The sequence below is a fragment of the Dactylosporangium darangshiense genome (assembly GCF_039537565.1).
GTDB classification, from domain to species: domain Bacteria; phylum Actinomycetota; class Actinomycetes; order Mycobacteriales; family Micromonosporaceae; genus Dactylosporangium; species Dactylosporangium darangshiense.
In genome coordinates this window covers 40823-60101 of the sequence record NZ_BAABAT010000022.1, presented here as the reverse complement: position 1 = coordinate 60101, position 19279 = coordinate 40823, and the positions used below count along the sequence as shown (strand labels likewise).

At 73.5% G+C, this 19279-nt stretch carries 15 protein-coding genes; 9 read left to right on the top strand and 6 right to left on the bottom strand.

Annotated elements, in window-relative coordinates; translation table 11 throughout:
• Nucleotides 1–185 precede the first annotated feature (185 nt).
• The 3 genes from ABD901_RS33065 to ABD901_RS33055 all read left to right on the top strand — a co-directional run bounded on the left by ABD901_RS33065 (nucleotide 186) and on the right by ABD901_RS33055 (nucleotide 7407).
• Complete coding sequence (locus ABD901_RS33065) at nucleotides 186–1505, top strand: M20/M25/M40 family metallo-hydrolase (RefSeq protein ID WP_345132828.1); 1320 nt, start codon at nucleotides 186–188, stop codon at nucleotides 1503–1505.
• Between the two features lie 77 nt (nucleotides 1506–1582).
• On the top strand, nucleotides 1583–3211 hold the full coding sequence (locus ABD901_RS33060; protein WP_345132826.1) for a copper resistance protein CopC: 1629 nt from the start codon (nucleotides 1583–1585) through the stop codon (nucleotides 3209–3211).
• Nucleotides 3212–3678: 467 nt separating this feature from the next.
• Nucleotides 3679–7407 carry an nSTAND1 domain-containing NTPase gene (locus ABD901_RS33055; protein ID WP_345132824.1) on the top strand — a complete coding sequence of 1243 codons (3729 nt, stop codon included), beginning with the start codon at nucleotides 3679–3681 and terminating at the stop codon, nucleotides 7405–7407.
• On the opposite strand, the gene ABD901_RS33050 is transcribed toward ABD901_RS33055, so the two are convergent.
• From ABD901_RS33050 to ABD901_RS33040, 3 genes are all read right to left on the bottom strand, one after another.
• Nucleotides 7393–8229: a helix-turn-helix transcriptional regulator gene (locus ABD901_RS33050; protein WP_345132821.1), complete on the bottom strand. Its 837-nt coding sequence runs from the start codon at nucleotides 8227–8229 to the stop codon at nucleotides 7393–7395. The genes ABD901_RS33055 and ABD901_RS33050 overlap by 15 nt on opposite strands.
• Nucleotides 8230–8231: 2 nt before the next feature.
• A complete protein-coding gene (locus ABD901_RS33045; protein ID WP_345132819.1) occupies nucleotides 8232–9158 on the bottom strand; it encodes an SDR family oxidoreductase in 927 nt (308 codons plus the stop codon).
• Nucleotides 9159–9227: 69 nt separating this feature from the next.
• On the bottom strand, nucleotides 9228–10586 hold the full coding sequence (locus ABD901_RS33040) for an NAD(P)/FAD-dependent oxidoreductase (protein WP_345132817.1): 1359 nt from the start codon (nucleotides 10584–10586) through the stop codon (nucleotides 9228–9230).
• Between the two features lie 106 nt (nucleotides 10587–10692).
• On the opposite strand from ABD901_RS33040, the gene ABD901_RS33035 reads away from it, so the two are divergent.
• The 3 genes from ABD901_RS33035 (at nucleotide 10693) to ABD901_RS33025 (ending at nucleotide 13593) form a co-directional block, all read left to right on the top strand.
• Nucleotides 10693–11910 (top strand): FAD-dependent oxidoreductase, encoded by a 1218-nt coding sequence (locus tag ABD901_RS33035; protein WP_345132815.1) that lies wholly within the window; start codon nucleotides 10693–10695, stop codon nucleotides 11908–11910.
• A 240-nt stretch (nucleotides 11911–12150) separates the two neighbouring features.
• Nucleotides 12151–13317, top strand: a complete 1167-nt coding sequence (locus ABD901_RS33030) for a D-alanyl-D-alanine carboxypeptidase family protein (protein ID WP_345132813.1) — start codon at nucleotides 12151–12153, stop codon at nucleotides 13315–13317.
• Between the two features lie 75 nt (nucleotides 13318–13392).
• A complete protein-coding gene (locus ABD901_RS33025; RefSeq protein ID WP_345132811.1) occupies nucleotides 13393–13593 on the top strand; it encodes a hypothetical protein in 201 nt (66 codons plus the stop codon).
• 35 nt (nucleotides 13594–13628) lie between these two features.
• Here ABD901_RS33025 and ABD901_RS33020 read toward each other — a convergent pair whose 3' ends face one another.
• Nucleotides 13629–14474, bottom strand: a complete 846-nt coding sequence (locus ABD901_RS33020; RefSeq protein ID WP_345132809.1) for an SDR family NAD(P)-dependent oxidoreductase — start codon at nucleotides 14472–14474, stop codon at nucleotides 13629–13631.
• Nucleotides 14471–14815 carry a nuclear transport factor 2 family protein gene (locus ABD901_RS33015; protein WP_345132807.1) on the bottom strand — a complete coding sequence of 115 codons (345 nt, stop codon included), beginning with the start codon at nucleotides 14813–14815 and terminating at the stop codon, nucleotides 14471–14473. Before ABD901_RS33015 ends, ABD901_RS33020 begins: the two co-directional genes overlap by 4 nt.
• Nucleotides 14816–14889: 74 nt before the next feature.
• On the opposite strand from ABD901_RS33015, the gene ABD901_RS33010 reads away from it, so the two are divergent.
• Nucleotides 14890–15702, top strand: a complete 813-nt coding sequence (locus ABD901_RS33010) for a MerR family transcriptional regulator (RefSeq protein ID WP_345132805.1) — start codon at nucleotides 14890–14892, stop codon at nucleotides 15700–15702.
• A gap of 39 nt (nucleotides 15703–15741) precedes the next feature.
• On the opposite strand, the gene ABD901_RS33005 is transcribed toward ABD901_RS33010, so the two are convergent.
• On the bottom strand, nucleotides 15742–16503 hold the full coding sequence (locus tag ABD901_RS33005; RefSeq protein ID WP_345132803.1) for an SDR family NAD(P)-dependent oxidoreductase: 762 nt from the start codon (nucleotides 16501–16503) through the stop codon (nucleotides 15742–15744).
• Between the two features lie 140 nt (nucleotides 16504–16643).
• Here ABD901_RS33005 and ABD901_RS33000 point away from each other — a divergent pair, with 140 nt between their 5' ends.
• Together ABD901_RS33000 and ABD901_RS32995 are read left to right on the top strand one after the other, a co-directional pair.
• Nucleotides 16644–17975 carry a condensation domain-containing protein gene (locus tag ABD901_RS33000; protein ID WP_345132800.1) on the top strand — a complete coding sequence of 444 codons (1332 nt, stop codon included), beginning with the start codon at nucleotides 16644–16646 and terminating at the stop codon, nucleotides 17973–17975.
• Between the two features lie 58 nt (nucleotides 17976–18033).
• Entirely contained in the window at nucleotides 18034–19269 is a 1236-nt protein-coding gene (locus tag ABD901_RS32995; RefSeq protein ID WP_345132799.1) for an outer membrane protein assembly factor BamB family protein, read from the top strand.
• Nucleotides 19270–19279 lie beyond the last annotated feature (10 nt).

The window sequence follows — 19279 nt, the reverse complement described above, 5'->3', positions numbered from 1 at the left end:
ATGGGAATAGTATGCTTCATCACGCGTTGCGGGCGACAGTCGTGCGGATCCCCCCGGGAGGCTCCGCCGGCCGCGGCGTTCGGCCTCGGGCGAGAACGTGCGGTTGCTCGCCGATCCGGCCCGGACCGTCGCGCCGGCCCTGGGCTGGACGCCGGCATATCCTACTGGTCTTGTAGGGTAGCCGGATGACATCGAGCCCGCGCCCGAGCACCGCCGCGGACGAGGTCGCCGCCCTGACGAGTGACCTGATCCGGATCGACACGACCAACACCGGCGACCCGGCGACCCTGGCCGGCGAGCGGGCCGCCGCCGAGTACGTCGCGGAGAAGCTCGCCGAGGTGGGCTTCGAGCCGCAGTACGTCGAGTCGGGCCCGGGCCGCGGCAACGTCGTCGTCCGGCTGGCGGGCGCCGACCCGGGCCGCGGCGCGCTGCTCGTGCACGGCCACCTCGACGTGGTGCCGGCCGACCCCGCCGAGTGGTCCGTCCACCCGTTCTCCGGCGAGATCCGCGACGGGTACGTGTGGGGCCGCGGCGCCATCGACATGAAGCACATGGTCGCCATGACCCTCGCCGTCGCCCGCCAGTTCAAACGCGAGGGGACGGTGCCGCCGCGGGACATCGTGCTGGCCTTCCTCGCCGACGAGGAGGCCGGCGGCTTTCACGGCGCCCGCTGGCTCGTCCAGCACCGGCCGGAGCTCTTCGACGGCGTGACCGAGGCGGTCAGCGAGGTCGGCGGGTTCTCCCTGACGCTCGGCGACGGCGTGCGGGCGTACCTCGTCGAGACCGCGCAGAAGGGCATCATGTGGCTGCGGCTCAAGGTCCGCGGCACCGCCGGCCACGGCTCCATGGTGCACAGCGACAACGCCGTGGCCAAGCTCGCCGCCGCGGTCGCCCGGCTCGACGCCCACCGGTTCCCGATCGTGCTGACCGCCGCGACCCGCGAGTTCCTGGAGGGCGTCGCGGAGCTGACCGGGGTGCCGTTCGACCCCGACGACCCGGAGGCGGCCGTCGCCCGGCTCGGCTCGGTCGCCCGGCTCATCGGCGCCACCCTGCGCGACACCGCCAACGTGACCATGTTCAACGGCGGCTACAAGACGAACGTGGTGCCGTCGCTGGCCGAGGCGACCGTCGACGGGCGGATGCTGCCGGGCCGCGAGGCGGCCTTCGAAAAGACCCTGGCCGAGGTGCTCGGGCCGGACATCGAGCTGGACTGGGACCTGCTCCCGCCGGTGGAGACGACCTTCGACGGGCGCCTCGTCGACGCGATGACGGCGGCGATCTCGGCCGAGGACCCGGGTGCGCGGCTGCTGCCGTACATGCTCTCCGCCGGTACCGACGCCAAGTCCTTCCAGCTGCTCGGCATCCGCAACTTCGGCTTCGCGCCGCTGCGGCTGCCGCCGGAGCTGGACTTCACGTCGCTCTTCCACGGCGTCGACGAGCGGGTGCCGGTCGAGGGTCTCGAGTTCGGCACCCGCGTGCTGAGCCGCTTCCTGCTGGGCAGCTGAGGCGTCGGCCCGCAACATCGGTGAACTCCCGCGCCGCGGTTCTCGTACGCCCTGGCGTGGGATGGTTGCGGCGACGTATGGCCTGGTGGATGGTGGCGGCGGTGTTCGGCGTCGCGGGCGCGCTCGTGGCACCGGCCGGGGTGGCGGGCGCCCATGCGGTGCTCAGCGAGTCGAACCCGCGGCCGGGGGAGGTCGTGCAGTCGCTGCCGGCGCAGATCCGGCTCGGCTTCAACGAGCCGGTGCGCGCGGTGCCGGGCAAGACGGTGGTGGTGGGCCCGGACGGCAAGCGGCTGAACGCGGGCGACCCGGTGCCGTCGGCAGACGGCCTGTCCATCAGGCTGCGCGGCGCCGACCAGCCGACGGGCACGTACGTGGTCTCCTACCGGGTGATCTCGGCCGACAGCCACCCGGTGTCCGGTTCGTTCACCTTCTCGGTCGGCGCGCCGTCGGCGGCCCCGGTCGCCGAGGTGCCGGTGGGCACGCATCCGGCCGTGCGGGTGGCGGTCCCGGCGGCGAAGTACGCCGGCTACCTGGGCCTGGTGCTGCTGATCGGCCCGATGGTGATGCTGGCGATGTGGTACCCGCGCCGCCTGCCCCGGCGGGTCCCGCTGCGCCTGGCCCGGGCCGGCCTGGTGACGGTGGCCGCGAGCACCCTGGCCGCGCTGTGGCTGCAGGCGCCGGCGGCCTCCGGTGCGGCGCCGTTCGACGTCTCCCCGGCCGAGCTGCGCGACGTCGTGGCGAGCCCTTTCGGGCTGATCCTCCTCGGCCGGCTGCTGGCGCTGGCCGCCGCGGCAATGCTGCTGGGCCGGCTGCGGCGCCGGCCGGGATGGCGGCTCGGTTCGGCGCTGACGGTGACCGCGGTGGCCGGCCTGTCGACGTGGCCGCTGACGGGTCACCCGGTGGCGGCGCCGCACGCGGCACTGCTGGTGGCCGCGGACGTACTGCACCTGGCCGCCATGGGGATGTGGATCGGCGGGCTGGTGGCCCTCTGGGCGGCGGTGCTGCGCCGCGCCGACCCGCGCGAGCTGCGGCTGATCCTGCCGTCATGGTCGCGATGGGCGATGATCGGCGTGTACTGGCTGGTCGCCGCGGGCCTGGTGCAGGCGCTGGTGCAGCTCGGCGGGTGGTCGTCGCTCACCGGCAGCGGCTACGGCCGGGCCGTCGTGGTCAAGGCCGGGCTGGTGGCCGCGGTGCTCGGCGTCGCCGCCGTCTCCCGCCGCCTGGTCCGGCGCGGGTCGGCGACGGCCGCGCCGGCCCGGCTGCGGCGGGCCGTCGGCATCGAGGCCGCCATCGCGATCGTCGTGCTCGCCGTCAGCGCCGTGCTGGTGCAGCTCACCCCCGGCCGGACCGTCGACGTGGAGGCGGCCGCGGCGGCGCGGGCGCGCGGGTTCGCCACGACGCTGACCAGCCCGCTGTATGCGGTGCAGTTCGAGGTGTACCCCGCGACGGTGGGGGAGTACAACAGCTTCCACGCATTCGTCTACACGCCCGAAGGCAAGCCGCTGCCGGTCGCGGAGTGGACGGTGACGGTGGCGCTGCCCGAGCAGGGCATCGAGCCGATGGCCAACCCGGTCTTCACGCTCACCGGCAACCAGGGCCTGGGCAACATCACGTTCCCGATGCGCGGGCAGTGGAGTCTCGTCATCACGCTGCGCATCTCCGACTTCGACCAGGCGACCGTCACCACGCCCATCGCCGTCACCTGACGTCTCGTCGACGCCGGCCGGCTACAGCAGCAGCGGCATCGATGCGGGCCTGCCGGCCCCCGCGCGTTGCGGCGCACGGGAGCCGGCCGGCGCCGCCGGCATGGCGCCGGCCTACGACGGGTCGGCCTTCATCACCGGGCAGCCGGGCCGCTGCGACACGATGACAGAGCTGTCCGGCGTCGCTCCGCTGTAGGCGGCCGCCTGGGCCGTAGTTCGTTGTGACAATGAACCACTCCGATCTTCCCGCGGTATGGCCGTTCGGATCCGTTGCCCTCACACCAGCCCCCGTCTTGCTGCGGATGGCACTGGCCCCACCCTGGTCGGCCGGCGCGTTGACCGACAGGTCCGCGGGCGCCGGACAAACAACGCCGGACAACCCGGCCACCCGCGCGCGGCGTCCACCCGGGGGCGGTCGATACTTCCCTGATCCCGGTCGATGACCGGCCGGCACGCGTGGAAGGGGAGGGATGGGCCGTCCCGAGAAGCCCGTCGATCCACAGGCCGGGCCGGTGCAGCGGCTGGCCTGGCAGCTTCGCCGCCTGCGGGAAAGCGCCGGGAACCCGAGCTACCGGGCCCTGGCCCGCCGCGCACACTACTCGGCCAGCACTCTCGCGGACGCCGCGAAGGGCGAGCGGCTGCCGTCGCTGGAGGTGACGCTGGCATACGCCGAGGCGTGCGGCGGCGATCCCGCCGAGTGGCAGGCGCTGTGGTCGGCGGCGGCCGAGGCGCCGGCACCGCAGCGGGCCGACGAGCGCTGCCCGTACCGGGGGCTGCGTGCCTTCCGGCCGGAGGAGGCGGAGTGGTTCTTCGGGCGCTCGGCCCTGGTCGACCGGCTCCTGACCAAGGTGGACCGGCTGGCGATGGTCGGGGTGTACGGCGCGTCCGGCAGCGGCAAGTCCTCACTGCTGCGCGCCGGGCTGCTCGGTGCCGTCGCCGCGGACCCGCGGCTCGCGCGACGGTGGCGCCCGATGCTGCTGACCCCGACCGAACATCGGCTCGAAGCGTTGTCCGACCTGGTCACGAAGTTGTCCGGCGCCGACCGGCAGCGCGTGCAGGAGGAGCTGGCGGCCGATCCGGCCGCCCTGGACATCGCCGTGCGCGGCGCCCTCGCCGCCGGCCCGCCGGACGCCCGTGCGCTGCTGGTCGTGGACCAGTTCGAGGAGGTGTTCACCCTGTGTACCGACCGGGAGGAACGCCGCCGGTTCATCGCCGCCCTGCTGGACGCCACTCAGGGCGGCGAGCGGCGCACCACCGTCGTGCTCGGGGTGCGCGCGGACTTCCTCGCGCACCTCACGCAGTACACCGGGCTGCTGGACGCGCTGGACGACGAGGCGCACCTGCTCGTCGGGCCCCTGACCGGCGCCGAGCTGCGGGAGGTCGTCACGCGGCCGGCGGCGCGGGCCGGAATCGGCGTGGAGCCGGACCTGCTCGGCACCCTGCTCGCCGACGCCGCCGACGAGCCGGGCGCACTGCCGCTCGTCTCGCACGCCCTGCTGGAGACGTGGCAGCGACGGGACGGGGCGGCGCTGACCCTCGCGGCGTACCACGCCAGCGGCGGCGTCCGCGGCGCCATCGCGCAGACCGCCGAGCGGGTCCACGCCGGCTTCGACGCGGCGGAACGCCAGGCGGCCCGGCGCATCTTCCTGCGGCTCACCGCGCTCGGCGACGGCACCGAGGACACCCGCCGGCCGATCGCCCGCACCGAGCTCGACGGCGTCGCCGACACCGCCGTCACCGCCCGGGTCCTCGACGAGCTGACGGAGGCGCGCCTCGTCGTGCTCGGCGACGGCACCGTCGAGGTCGCACACGAGGCGCTGATCCGGGCCTGGCCCCGGCTGCACCGCTGGCTCACCGACGACCGCGCCGGGCTGCTCGCCCACCGGCGGCTCACCGACGCCGCGCACACGTGGGCGTCGCTGCGGCGGGACCCCGGCGCCCTGTTGCGCGGCGTCCAGCTCGCCGCCGCTCGCGGCCTCGCCGAGGACCGCCCCGGTGAGCTCAACGACCTGGAGTCGGCGTTCCTGCGCGCCAGCGACGCCCTCGCCGAGGCCGAACAGCTCGGCGCCCGGCGCCAGGCGCGGCTGCTCAAGCGGCTCGTCGCGGGCATGGCCGCGCTGCTGGTCCTCGCGCTGCTCGGCGGCGGCGTCGCGGTCCGGCAACGGCAGGACGCCCGGCGGCAGCAGCTGGCGGCGCTGGCCGAGGAGGTGTCGCTGCGGGCCCGGTCACTGCTGTCCACCGACCCCGAGCTGGCCGGCCTCCTCGCCGCCGAGGCCGAGCGGCTGCACCCGAGCGTCGAGACGCGGGGTAGCGTCCTGAGCGCGGCGGTGGCGCCGAGGCGCACCGAGCTCAACGCCGGCGGACCGTCCGTGTACGGCGTCGCGTTCAGCCCGGCCCACGCGCTGCTGGCCGCCGCGGCGGGCGACGGCACGATCGGGCTGTGGGATCCGGTCCGCGGCGCCCGGGTCGCCACCCTGTCCGGGCACACCGGCCGGGCCGCGGGCGTCGCCTTCAACGGCGACGGGACCCGCCTCGCCTCCATCGGCATCGACGGGACCAAGGGCGCCGTCATCGTCTGGGACACAACGACCCTGCAGCCGGTCAGCCGCTACGAGGAAACCGACTCCGGCTCCAGCATCGCGTTCAGCGCCGACGGCACCCTGCTCGCCACGGCCACCACGACCGGCGGCATCGTGGTGCGCAACCTCCGGACGGGGATCCGCACCGTGCTCGCCGGTCAGGCAAACCCCGCCACGTCCCTGACCTTCAGCGCCGACGGGAAGCTGCTCGCCTCCGCCGACGGGCACGACGCACCGAAGGTGTGGGACGTGGCCACGGGCGCCGTCGTGGCCGAGCTGACCGCCGAGCGCGTCGTCTCCGTCGCGTTCGGCGCCACCGGCTACGTCCTGGCGAGCTCCGCCGACGACCGAGGCGTCCACCTGTGGGACCTCGGCGGCGGGCGCCCCGCGCCGCTGCCGCCGCTGCCGCTGGCGGGCCGCTACGCGTGGACGATCTCCGCGCCGGCCGGGGACACGATCGCCGTCGCCGACGAGAACGGCGCCGTCACCGTCTGGGACTACCGGCGCGGCGTGCCGCTGCAGACGTTCCAGGACCGGGGCCGCACCGAGACGGCCTCCGTCGCGCTCAGCCCGGACGGCACGTTCCTGGCCTCCTCCGGCTTCAACGGCACCATCGTGGTGCACGACCTCGCCGGCCAGCCGTTCGGCGGGTTCACCGCCCAGGTCAAGGACGTGAAGGCCAGCCCCGACGGCAACGTCGTCGCCTCGGCCGGCACCGACGGGACGGTCCGGCTGTGGGACGGCGCGGGGCAGCCGATCGGCACGCTCGCCGGCCATCCCGACGAGGTCCAGGCCGTCGCGTTCGGCCCCGACGGGCACCTGCTCGCCACCGTCACCCGCACCAACCTCGTCACGATCTGGGACGTCCGCCAGCAGCGGCATGTGGCGCCGCCGCTGACCGCGACCGGCGCGGGGGTCTCCACCGACATAGCCTTCGACGCCACCGGCACCGTGCTCGCCGCCGCCACGCTCGGCCAGTCGCTGTGGAACGTGCAGGACCTCGACCGGCCCGCCGACATCACCGCGCGGTTCGGTTCCCGCATCGTCACCTCGCTCGCCTTCACCCCGGACGGCCGCCGCCTGTTCGGCGCGAGCGCCGGCGGCTACGTGAACGTCTGGGACGTCGGCACCGGGCGGCAGCTGAGCCGGTACGGCACCGGCCAGAGCGCCGTGCAGGACATCGCGGTCAGCCCCGACGGGACCGTCGTGGCGACCGCCGGCGACAGCCGCACCGTCAAACTGTGGGACGCCGCCTCCGGCCAGGAGCTCGCCACCCTGGGCGGCCACACCGCGCCGGTGCAGGTCCTCGCGTTCAGCCGGGACGGCCGCCGGCTCGCCTCCGCCGGCGACGACCACACCGTCGTCGTGTGGGACCTCGCCGCCCGCCGGCCGCTCGTCACGCTCACCGGTCACGGGGGACGGGTGCGCGGGCTCGCCTTCACCGCCGCCGGTGCCCTGGTCTCCGGCGCCGAGGACGGCCGGATCATCAGCTGGTCCTTCGACGTCGCCACCGCCCGGGCCCGGCTCTGCACCGGCCGCAGCCTCACGCCCCAGGAGTGGGCGTCCCACCTGCCATCGGTTCCGTACCGGCCGTCCTGCGGCAGCTCAGCCATACGGTGACGCCCGGTCTGGGGTCGGCCCGCCGATCACGCTCAGGAGCTGCAGTTTCTCGTGGCTCTCGCTGCCGGGTTGCGCGGTGTAGACGACCAGTTGCTGCGCCTGGTCCGGGTCGATCAGCCGCTGGCAGTGCAGGTCGATCGGCCCGACCTCCGGGTGCATGAGCTGGATGGGGCCGCAGTAGCGGCTCGCCACCGGATGCTCGCGCCAGAGCGCGGCGAACTCCGGGCTCTCCGCGAGCAGCGCGTCGACCAGCGCGCCCGCCCGGGAGTCGCGGCCGTCGCGGATGTACGACTCGTGCAGGTCCGCGACGATGAGCGGCCCCTCCGCGGGCCGCAGGAGCCGCGTCGCCGGGTCGGTGAACCAGCGATAGTGCAGGCTGCGCCGCAGACCCCGGTGGACGTTCTCGTCGCCGATCAGGGCGACGGACAGCGGGGTCTGCAGCAATGTCTCGCCGAGCGGGCTCACCACCTGCGCCGCGGCGTCTCGCAGGCCGTCGAAGATGCGCATCATCCCCGGGTTGACGTGGTCGTCGGTCGAGCGGCGCGCGGTGGCGTAGCCGGCGAGCCGGAAGAGATGGTCGCGCTCCTGCATGGACAGGCGCAGCCCGCGGGCGAGCGCGCCGAGGATCTGCTCGGAGGGGTGGGGACCGCGCGGCTGCTCGAGGCGGCTGTAGTAGTCGATCGACATGTCGCAGAGCACCGCGACCTCCTCGCGGCGCAGGCCGTGCGTGCGCCTCCGCCGCCCGCGGGGCAGCCCGACGTCCTCCGGTTGCAGGGCTTCGCGACGGGTACGCAGGTACTCGGCCAGCAGGGCGCGGTCCATGCTTACACCGCCGCGAACTCGACGCCGGCCAGACGCTGCGAGACGTCCCACAGCCTGGCGGCCGCGGCGTCGTCGCGTGCCGGGCGGTAGAGGTCCAGTTCGGCCGGGCCGCCGGTGAACTGGCCGAACCCGTCCGGGCCGTAGAGGTGTCCGCCCTGCGCCTCGGGGCCGGTGGCCGCATACAGAGCCGGGAGCAGGCCCCGCTCCACGCCCTGGACCAGCACGCCCCAGCTCGCCAGGCGTCGCATCACGGCCTCGAGCCGCGCGGGCTTGTCCCGCCCCAGGTTGGGGCCGGCGGCGTACAGGCCGGTCAGGGTCGTGCCCGGGTGGGCGGCGTTGCTGACGATGCCCCACCCGGCCGCTCGCGAACGCCGGTCGAGCTCGAGTGCGAACATCAGGTTCGCGAGCTTCGACTGGTTGTACGCGCGGACCGGCGCGTACGCCCGCTCGCTCTGCAGGTCCTCCCAGTTCAGCCCGGCGTGCCGCGCCGCGCTGCTGGTCATGGTCGTCACCCGGGCCGCGCCGGCGCTCAGCAGCGCCAGCAGCCGGCCGGTGAGCGCGAAGTGCCCGATGTGGTTGGTCCCGAACTGCAGCTCCAGGCCGTCGGCGGTGGCGTGCCGCGTGGCCGGCGTCATCAGCCCGGCATTGTTGATCAGGATGTGGATCGGCCGGCCCTCGGCGTTCAGGGTGTCTCCCAGCGCGTGCACCGACTTGAGCGAGGCCAGGTCGAGCTCGCGCAGCGACACGTCGGCACCGGGCGACTCGGCGCGGATACGGCTCAGCGCGGCATTGCCCTTGGCCTCATCGCGGACCGGCAGGAGGACCTCGGCGCCGGCCGCGGCCAGGCGAGTGGCCAGGCCGAGTCCGACGCCGCTGCTCGCTCCGGTCACGACGGCGAGCCGCCCGGTCAGATCAACGGTGTTTCGCATGGTTACCTTCTTCATGCCGCAACGCTGACGCCGCTTCTCGTTCGCAACCATGTACTGCCAGTACAAGGCTCAGCCGCGCGGCTTCGCGGGATTCAGCACGACAGCGGGTACGCGCGGGCCGGCACCGGCCAGGAACGCCTCCCGGGGGTGCTGCACCGACGTGAGGGAGACGATGTCACGGCCGAACAGCGCGGCGGTCGCCCAGACCGCGAGCACCCGGAACTTCCGCTCCCAGGTCGGCACCGCCAGCACGTGGTAGCCGCGGTGCATCAGCCAGGCCGGGAAGCCCTTGATGACCAGGCGGTGGTACTGGAAGATGCCGCGGCCGAGGCCCAGCGTGGCGACCACGCCGAGGCTGTGGTGCAGGTACGGCTTCGGCTCGCGCCCGCGCAGCGAGGCGATCAGGTTCCTGGCCAGCAGCTTGCCCTGCCGCACCGCGTGCTGGGCATTGGGCACCGTCGCCGCGCCGGGCCGCCCCGCGGCGAGGTCGGGGACGGCCGCGTCGTCGCCGGCGCCCCACGCGTCCGGCACCGGCGCCTCGTCGGTGCCGACCCGCAGGTCGGGCCGGACCACGAGCACCCCGCGCTGGTCGATGGGCAGGTCGGTGTGGTTGTGCACCATCGGGTTCGCGGCGTTGCCGACCGTCCAGACGATCAGCTCGGAGTCGAACTCCTCGCCGGTGGACAGCACCACGTGGCCGTCGATCGCGGAGAGCAGCTGGGCGTTCAGGTGCACGTGCCCGCCGCGCCGGCGCAGCGAGCGCGTCACCCACTCGCCGGGCCCGTCGGTCACCTCGGGCAGGATCCGCCCGCTCGCCTCCACCAGGTGGTAGCTCACCTCGTCCGGGCTCAGCTCGGGGTAGCGTCGCACCAGCGACTTGGCCAGCGCCAGCAGCTCGCCGAAGCCCTCGACGCCGGAGAAGCCGCCGCCGACGAACGTGACGGTGAGCAGCTTGCGGCGCAGCGGGCCGGGCGGGAGCCCGGCGGCCTGGTCGAAGGCGGTCAGCAGCCGGTCGCGGATCGCGACGGCCTCCTCGACGTGCTTCATGCCGATCGCGTGCTCGGTCAGGCCCGGGATCGCGAAGGTGCGGGTCACCGCGCCCGCGGTCACGACGATGATGTCGTATTCCAGCGGGTAGGAGTCGCCCACCGCCGGGCGCACGGTAACGGTCTTGTGCGCGTGGTCGATCCTGGTGACCCGCCCGGCGATGAGCTGCGTCTTCTTCAGGTGCCGGCGCAGCGAGACGGCAGCGTGCCGCGCCTCGACCGATCCGGCCACCACCTCGGGCAGGAACGGCTGATAGGTCATGTACGGCCGGGGGTCGACGACGATCACGCGCGCCTCGCCCCGGCGGAGCTTCTTCTGCAGTTTCCAGGCCGTGTAGAAGCCAGCGTACCCACCGCCGACGATCAGGATCGTCCGCACCATCGTCCCCTGTCTCTCGCTGCCGCCAGCTATGACAACGCAGGCGCCTATTTTGTGACAGCTCCCCACGACCGGGCGACTTGACCACGGTGGCTACCGTTCGTCGTTGATGAGCGGTCTGCGGGTGGCGGTGGCCGGGGCCGGCCTGGGCGGGCTGTGCCTTGCACAGGGGCTCGTGCGGGCGGGTGTCGACGCCCAGGTCTACGAGCGGGACGCCGCGCCCGACGCCCGCCGGCAGGGCTATCGGCTGCACATGGACTCACGCGCCGGTCTTGCGCTCGAGCGCTGCCTGCCACCGGAGCTGTTCCGGCTGTTCCTCGCCACGACGGGCCGGCCAGGCACGAAGTTCACCGTGCTCTCCGCCCGGCTTCGCGTCCTGCACGAGACGCACGGCAACCCCGGACGCGACCTGGACGACCCGGCGACGCTCAGCACGTCGGCCGACCGCGGCATCCTTCGCGAGATCCTCGGCATCGGGCTCGAGGACCGGATTCACGCCGGCCGCGAGGTCGCAGGATACGAGCAGGACCCGGACGGGGTGACGCTGCGGTTCGCGGACGGCTCGACCGGCCGCGCCGACGTGCTCGTCGGCGCCGACGGCGTGAACTCGGCGGTCCGCCGCACGCTGCTGCCCGGCGCGTCGATCGTGGACACCGGCGCGCGGGTCATCTACGGCAGGACACCGCTCGGCGACGCGGTGCGGCAGCTCGTCCCGCCCGCCATGTACGAGGGGTTTACCGCAGTCGTCGGCGGCCACGTCGGCCTGGCGGCCGGGATGGTCGAGTTCCGCTCGCGTCCTGCGCAGGCCGCCGCCGCGATCGCGCCGGGAGCGCGGCTGAGCCCTGTCGGCGACTACCTGATGTGGGGCGTGTCCGCACAGCGCGACCGGTTCCCGGCCACCGACGCACAGCTGACCGGGATGGACGCGGCAGCGCTGCACGCCGTCGCGTGCGCGGCGATCCGGTCGTGGCACCCCGACCTGCGCACCCTGCTCGCCAGGGCCGCCGTCGACGAGACGTTTTACATCCGGGTCCGCAGCTCCGAACGCGTTGCGGCGTGGACGCCCGGCCGGGTGACCCTCCTCGGCGACGCGATCCACGCCATGAGCCCGGCCCGCGGCTCCGGCGCGAACACGGCGCTGCTGGACGCGGCGAACCTGTGCGCCGCGATCACCGGAGGCGGCGACGTCGTCACGGCGATCGGCGCGTACGAGGAACGGATGCGCACCTACGGCTTCGCGGCGGTCGAGGCGTCGCGGCAGGCGGAGATGCAGACCGCCCGCCGGGGTAGCCCGCTGTGGCTGCGGATTCTCAATCACCTGCGGTAGGGAAACGCGCACTTCACCCTCTGGTGCCGCCAGCTTCCGGACCGCCGGGCGTCGACGAACCGCTTCGGACGTTAGCCAGCGGTCGGATCGGGTAGCGCGGAACGCCGCGTTCATACCGCGGCTCGACGTTTGAGCGATCGTCCGTGGGGGTTCGGATTGACCAGTACCAGTGTGGAGCCGGAGCCGGTCGTTGCGCCGCAGCCGGCTCGTCGTCGATGGCTGTGGGTGGCCGTGGCTGTGGTGGCCACCTTGCTGGCCATCACCGGATTCGTCGCGTTCAGGCTCAGCCGCCCGGTGCCGGCGCTGCGGATCGCGCAGACCGTTCCGCAGATGTACGAAATTCCCGGCGCCGCGCCCGTGCTGCCGTGGCCGCAGGCCGGTCAGGCAGCGCTGGAGATCGACGGGCTCGGCCGGCTGGGCACCTCCGGCGGTGCAAAACCCGTGCCGATCGCCAGCGTGGCCAAGGTGATGACGGCGTACGTCGTCCTGCAGCACCATCCCATGCGCGTGGATGAGAACGGCCCCACGCTGACCGTCTCGGCCGAGGAGGCCGCCGCCTACCCGTCCCAGCTCGCCTCCGGGCAGTCGCTGATCCCGGTTGCGGCCGGCGAGACATTCACCGTGCGGCAAGCCCTCCAGGCCCTGCTGCTGCCCTCGGCCAACAACATCGCCCACATCCTCGCCCGGTGGGACGCCGGCAGCAGCGCCGCGTTTGCGACCGAGATGAACCAGACCGCGGCGCAGCTAGGGATGGCGAACACCCACTACACCGACCCGGCCGGGCTCGACCCGGCCACCGTCAGCACCGCCGCCGACCAGGTCATCCTGGCCCGCGCGGCAATGCGGGTGCCGGTACTGGCCCAGATCGTGGCGATGCCGCAAGCGACGCTCCCCGACGTCGGGCTGGTCCGGAACGTCAACACACAGCTCGGCAAGGACGGGATCGTCGGCATCAAGACCGGCTCCACCGATCAGTCCGGCGGCTGCCTGCTCTTCGCGGCCGAGATCACCGTCGAAGGGCAGCGGCTCAGGGTCCTCGGCGCGGTGTTCGGAGCCGGCCCGAACATGGCCGACGCCTTCGACGCCAGCCGTCGCCTGATCCAGGCCGCGACCGGCCTGCTGCACAAGTACCAGGTCGTGCGCGCCGGCCAGGTCGTGGCGACCGTCCGGGGACTCCGGGACAGGACCACATCCCTGGCCCCAGCCGGCGACGTGAACGTGCTCGGCTGGCCCGGCTTGACCTACCGGATCGAAATTCCGGCCACCGTGCCGACCCGCCTCGCAGTGGGAGCGGGTGCCGGCGCACTCAAGCTCACCACCTCGGACACGACCGTCACCGCCGCGCTGCAGGCCACCCAGGCGCTCAAGCCACCCAGCCGGTGGGAGCGAGTCGTGTACCGAAGGTGAGCAGCCGGGGGTTTGCGCCGCCGCCCCCGGGTAGGAGATCTAGCGAACTCATTGCCAACCGACGGGAGAGCGGTCATGGCTGAGCGGGTGTACGACCAGACCGCGGCCGGGGCCGAAGTTGGCCCGTTGCCGACGCGGCTGGAGTGGCAGCGGGCCGCGGATCGCAACCCGGACGACTTCGACCCGGACGAGGAGGGCCGAGGGCAGATGGTGAACCCGGCCACCGGCCTGGAGTACGGCGAGATCGACAACGCGCCGCGGCTGCAGCGGGCCTGACCGGCCCCCTCCACTGCGAGGGGGCACGTCCGCCCTCAGTCGGGATCGACCGGGAAATCTGCGCCGCGGGCCAGGCCCTCACTCATCCGGATGTCGGCCGTGGCCGCCGCCAGTTCCGCGGTGACCGCCTCGAAGGCGTCGCCGCCAAGGACCAGGCGATGCGGTGGGGGATCCTGGCTCATGGCCCGGAGGACGGCGCGGGCACCGCGGGCCGGGTCTCCGGGCTGGCGGCCGTCCTGGTCGATCATCGTGGCGCGGACACGCTCCAGCAGCGGCGCGTAGGCGGCGACGGGCTCCTGGAGCGGCTCGCCGGCAAAACCCGTGTACGCATGTGTGCGGAACGCCCCGGGCTCGACGGCCAGCACCCGGATACCGAGCTCCGCCACCTCCTCGCGCAGCACGGCGGTGAGGCCCTCGATCGCGTGTTTGGCGGCGGTGTAATAGCCGAACCCGACCACGCCGCGCAGGCCGGCCACCGAGGACATGTTCACGATCCAGCCGGTACCGCGGGCGCGCATCCCCGGCAGCACAGCGCGCGTCACGGTCAGCACGGCGAAGAAGTTCAGCTCGAACAGGTCGCGCACGGCCGCGTCGGGCATTCCCTCGACCGACCCGATCCAGCCACGGCCGGCGTTGTTGACCAGCACGTCGATGCCGCCGAAGCGGGTCTCGGCCGCTGCCACCGCATCCCGGACCGCGTGGGCATCGGTCACGTCGAGGGGCAGGACGAGTACACGATCCCCGAAGGTCTTTGCCCAGCTGTCGAGCGGCTCGGTCCGCCGGGCGGTCAGGACCACCCGGTCCCCGGCCTCGAGCGCCGCCTCGGCGTAGGCCATCCCGAACCCGCCCGGGGTCCCTCCGGTGATGAACCAGGTCCTCACGGCTCGATCACCAGCCCGGCGATCCGCGCGTCCCGCAGCGCGAACCGGAAGTGCAGGTCGACCACGCCACCCGGGAAGTCACCCTCCAGGTGATGCACCACGTCGAAGTTCCGGTCATCCATCCGGTACGCCCCGACGACCTCGGAGGTGTAGGTGTACTCGCTCGCCGCGCGGGACAGCCAGGCGCGGATCTCGTCGGGGCCGCGGTATGTGTGCCCTTCGTCGGTCACGGCCCCGTCGGGCGTGTAGCAGGCGACGGCCGCGTCGAGGTCGCGCGCCTGGTCCGCCGTGAGGTATTCGGTAATGACGGTGGGCAGTTCATCTCGGGCGATTGCGTGCATAGTTCTACCGTCGACCCTCTCGCTGGGAGAGGGTCAAGGGTGTCAGCCCTCGAGAAAGGTGCAGAGTGCGTCGCATGCGTGCGGGCCTGACGATCGGCGAGTTCGCGACGGTCACCCACCTGAGCGTGCGGACCCTGCGGCGCTACCACGAGGCCGGCCTGCTCGAACCGGCGGCGGTCGACCCGCACACCAGCTACCGCTACTACTCCCCGGACCAGATCCCGAACGCTCAGGTGATCCACCGGCTGCGCGAGCTGGACGTACCGCTGGCCGAGGTCAAGGCGATCATCGCCGCCGACGACCCGCGGACCCGCACCGAACTGATCACCGGCCACCTGCGCCGCCTGGAAGAGGCGCTGGACCGCACCCGCGGCGCCGTCGTCGCGCTGCGCCACCTGCTCCGCCCCGACGATCCCGGGCTGCGGATCGAGCTCCGCTCGGTCGCCGTGCGGACGGTGGCGGCCATCACCGCCGACGTACGGCTGACCGACTCCCTGCAGTGGTACGACGGGGCGATGGCCGAGCTCGACGCCGCGTACCCGCCGGCCGAGCGCACCGGCCCGCCGGGCGGCCGCTACGCCAACGAGCTGTTCACCGAGGGCGCCGGCGCCATGACGGTGTACCGCCCGGTCCGCGCACCGCACGGGTCCGGCCGCATCGAGGTTCTCGACCTGCCGGCGACCGAGCTCGCCGTCGCCGTGCACCAGGGCCCGCACGACGACGTGGACGTCACCTACGGCCGGCTCGGCGCCTGGGTGGTCGACCACGCGCTGGCCGTCGCCGGCCCGGTCCACGAGACGTACCTCGTCGGCCCGCGCGACACCGACGATCCGGCCCGATGGAGCACCGAGATCGGCTGGCCGATCTTCCGCCTCACTGCGGGCTGACGGCCCTGCAGGTTCCCGGGACCGGCCGGCGCCACCCGGTCAGCGAGCGGTCCAGCCGCCGTCGATGAGCATGACCTCGCCGGTGATGAGCGACGCGGCCGGCGAGACGAGGAACAGCACCGCCCCCGCCACCTCCATCGGCTCCCCGATGCGGTGCAGCGCCGCGATCCGCTCCACCACGTCGGCCCGGTGCGCCGGATCGGCCAGGTACGCCTCGGTGCCGGGCGTGTGCACGAACGTCGGCGCGACCGCGTTGACGGTGATCCCGTGCGGCCCCCACTCGACGGCGAGGCACCGGGTGAGGTGGGCGATGGCCGCCTTGGTCATGCAGTAGACGGCCTCGCCGGGCAACGCCACCGCGCCCGCCTGCGACCCGACGTTGACGATCCGGCCGTACCGCTGCCGGATCATCACCCGCCCGGCGGCCTGGCTGGCGAAGAACGTCCCCTTGAGGTTGACGGCGAGCGTGGCGTCGAAGTCCGCCTCGGTCACGTCCTCGGCCGGGTTCTCGGGCGCGATCCCGGCGTTGTTGACGAGGATGTCGAGCCGCCCGAAGCGCTCCACCACGGCGTCGACGGCGGCGCCGATCTGCGCGGTCCTGGTCATGTCCATCTGCAGCGGCAGCACCTGCCGGCCCAGCTCGCGGATCTCCGCCGCGAGTCCGGCGTCGGCCTCGACGTCGCGCAGCCCGAGCGCCACATCGGCCCCGGCGTGCGCGAGGGTGAGCGCGATGGCCCGCCCGAGCCCGCGCGCCGCCCCGGTCACCAGCGCGACCCGGCCGGGGACATCGAATCGGGGCACATCGAATCGGGGCACATCAAATCGCGGAAATTCCGTCACGGCGTCAGCCTACGGCGGCGACCCTCTTATCTGTTAAGACTCTGTACGATTAGGCCGCGGGCGATCGATGGATGTCGCGGCATCAGGGAAGGGTCGGTGGCATGGCAGAACAGATCATTGTCGCCTTCGAGGGCGAGGGCTCCGGCGTCGACGACCTGTCCTGGGGCCAGCTGGACCTGTGGATGGCGATGCGGCGCCAGAACTCCTGGCTGCCGATGGGCGGCGCGACGCCGTTGCCCGCCGGCACCACCCTCGCCGACGTCGTGGAGAACCTCCGCTACCTGATGAGCCGCTACCAGACAATGCGGACCCGGCTACGCTTCGACGACGACGGCCGGCCGTCCCAGGTGGTCTCCGGCTCGGGCGAGATCGCGCTGGACGTCGTCGACGCCGGCGACGACGACCCGGCGGAGACCGCCGAGGCGCTGAGCCGGCGGTACCAGGAGACCGACTACGACTTCGTGACGCAGTGGCCCGTGCGCATGGGCGTGGTGCTGCGAGCGGGCCTGCCGACGCACCTGGTCATCATCCTGTGCCACCTGGTCACCGACGGATCGGGCGCCGCGCTGATGATCGCCGAGCTCGACGCCCGGGTGACCGCGCCGATCAAGGGGATGCAGCCGCTGGAGCAGGCCCGGTGGCAGCGTTCGCCGGCCGGTGTCCGACAGAACGAGGCGGCGCTGCGCTATTGGGAACGGCTGCTGCGGACCATCCCGGTCCGCCGGTTCGCCGGTTCGGACGACCCGCGCCAGCCACGCCATTGGCGGGGCGAGTTCAGGTCCCTGGCACTGCACCTGGCGACGCAGGCGATCGCCGACCGGGCCGGCATGGACGCCTCGCCGGTGCTGATGGCCGTCTACGGGGTGGCGCTGCACCGGATGACCGGCATCAATCCGGTGGTGTTCCGCCCCACGGTGAACAACCGCTTCCGCGCCGGACTCGCCGACGTGGTGTGCACCGTCGCCGAAAGCGGCCTGTGCGCGCTGGACGTTGCCGGGGCGCCCTTCCCGGAGGTCCTGACGCGGACCCGCCGGGCGGCGATGACGGCCTACAAGCACGCCTATTTCCATCCGGTACACCTGGACGACCTGATTGCGAGCGTCGCCCGCGACCGAGGCCCGGACTTCGACATCGCCTGCTTCTACAACGACCGCCGCATCAACACACGCGCGGCCTCGAGCGGCCCGGCTGCGACCCCGGAGCAGATTCGCGAGGCGCTCTCCGGCAGCCAGACCACGTTCCGCTGGACGATCCGGCAGGATGATCCCTTCGAGCGGCTGTTCGTCCACATCGACGACGTACCGGACACCATGCAGATCACCTTGTTCATGGACACCCATTTCGTCTCGCCCGGCGACGCGGAGGCGTTGCTGTACGGGATGGAAGAGGTCGCCGTCGAGGCCGCGCTCGACCTGGTACCGCATCCGAGCTGAACGGCTCCCGGCCATACAAGCGGTACCTGTGCGACGTGTCCTGGGCGAAAATGATGCGGTGATCGACCTCGACGTCTCCGGCCCGGTCGGGCCGGCGCCGGTGCAGGCGCCGCCGTCACGCCGGCGCTGGTGGCTGCTGGGGTTGCTCGTCGTGCTGCTGCTGCCCGGTGACGGTCCGGCCGTGCCGCCGGCCCCGTCGGTGGTGCTGGAGGGCGACGGGATCGGCGACATGCGCGCCGACGGCGACGCGCTGTTCCTGCTGATGCGCACGGCCGTGGCGGCGTACCGGATGCCGGGCGGCGCCCGCCGCTGGAGCGTCCCGGTCGAGCCCGGCGCGCAGCTGCTGGCTGCGTCGCAGGGCCGGGTGGTGCTGTCCGTCGTGGAGCCGGCGACCGGCACGGCCTCGCTCGTCGGCCTCGACGCCGCCACGGGCGCCCAGGTCTGGCGGCGCGACGGGTACGTGCCGTCGCTCCCGTCCGGCGACGGCCCGCCGGCGGTGCTGATCGCCCGCGCGGACAGCGCGATCGACGGGCGCCTGCTCGGCCTCGACATCGGCACGGGCGCGGTGCGCTGGGAGCTCGGCACGCCCGCGGTGCGCCGCGTGCTGACGGACAACGGCCGGCCCGAGATCGCCGACCTCGACCCGGGCGGCACGCTGCTCATCCGCGACGCCGGCTCGGCCGCGGTCGTGCGTACGGTCGCGCTGTCCGACCTCGGCACGGTCGACGGCTTCGACATCTCCGGCGACCGGCTGCTGGTGTACCGCTTCGAGCGCACCACGCTGCTGGACACTGCCGTGTTCGACCTGACGACGGGCCGTCGCCTGTGGCAGCACACCGACATGGCGGCGGCCGGCGGCCTGTGGTGGTGCGGGACCGTGCTGTGCACCGGCAGCGTCGGGCGGACCACGGTGGTGGACCCCGACACCGGCGACGAGCGGTGGAGCGTCTCGGGCTGGACGCACCTCGGCCCCTTCGACGCGGGCCACATGTGGGCGACCGAGCCCACCCCGAACGCCGCCGATCCGTCGCTCGGCGCCGTCGTGCTGGACGCCGCGACGGGCCGGGTCGTGCGCCGCTTCGGCGCGTGGGACGTCGTGGCGGCGCTGCCGGGCCGCGCCGCCCTGGTCACCGACCGCAACCCCGGGGGCTCGCTGGTGGGCCGCCTCGACCTCGCCACGGGCGCGGTGACGGTGCTGGGCCGCGCGGAGCACTGGCCGGCCCCGCCGCAGTGCCTCGCCACCGCCAGGCTGGTGGCCTGCCATCGCGAGCGGGTGTCGGTGTGGCTGCTGTGAGCGGTAGGAG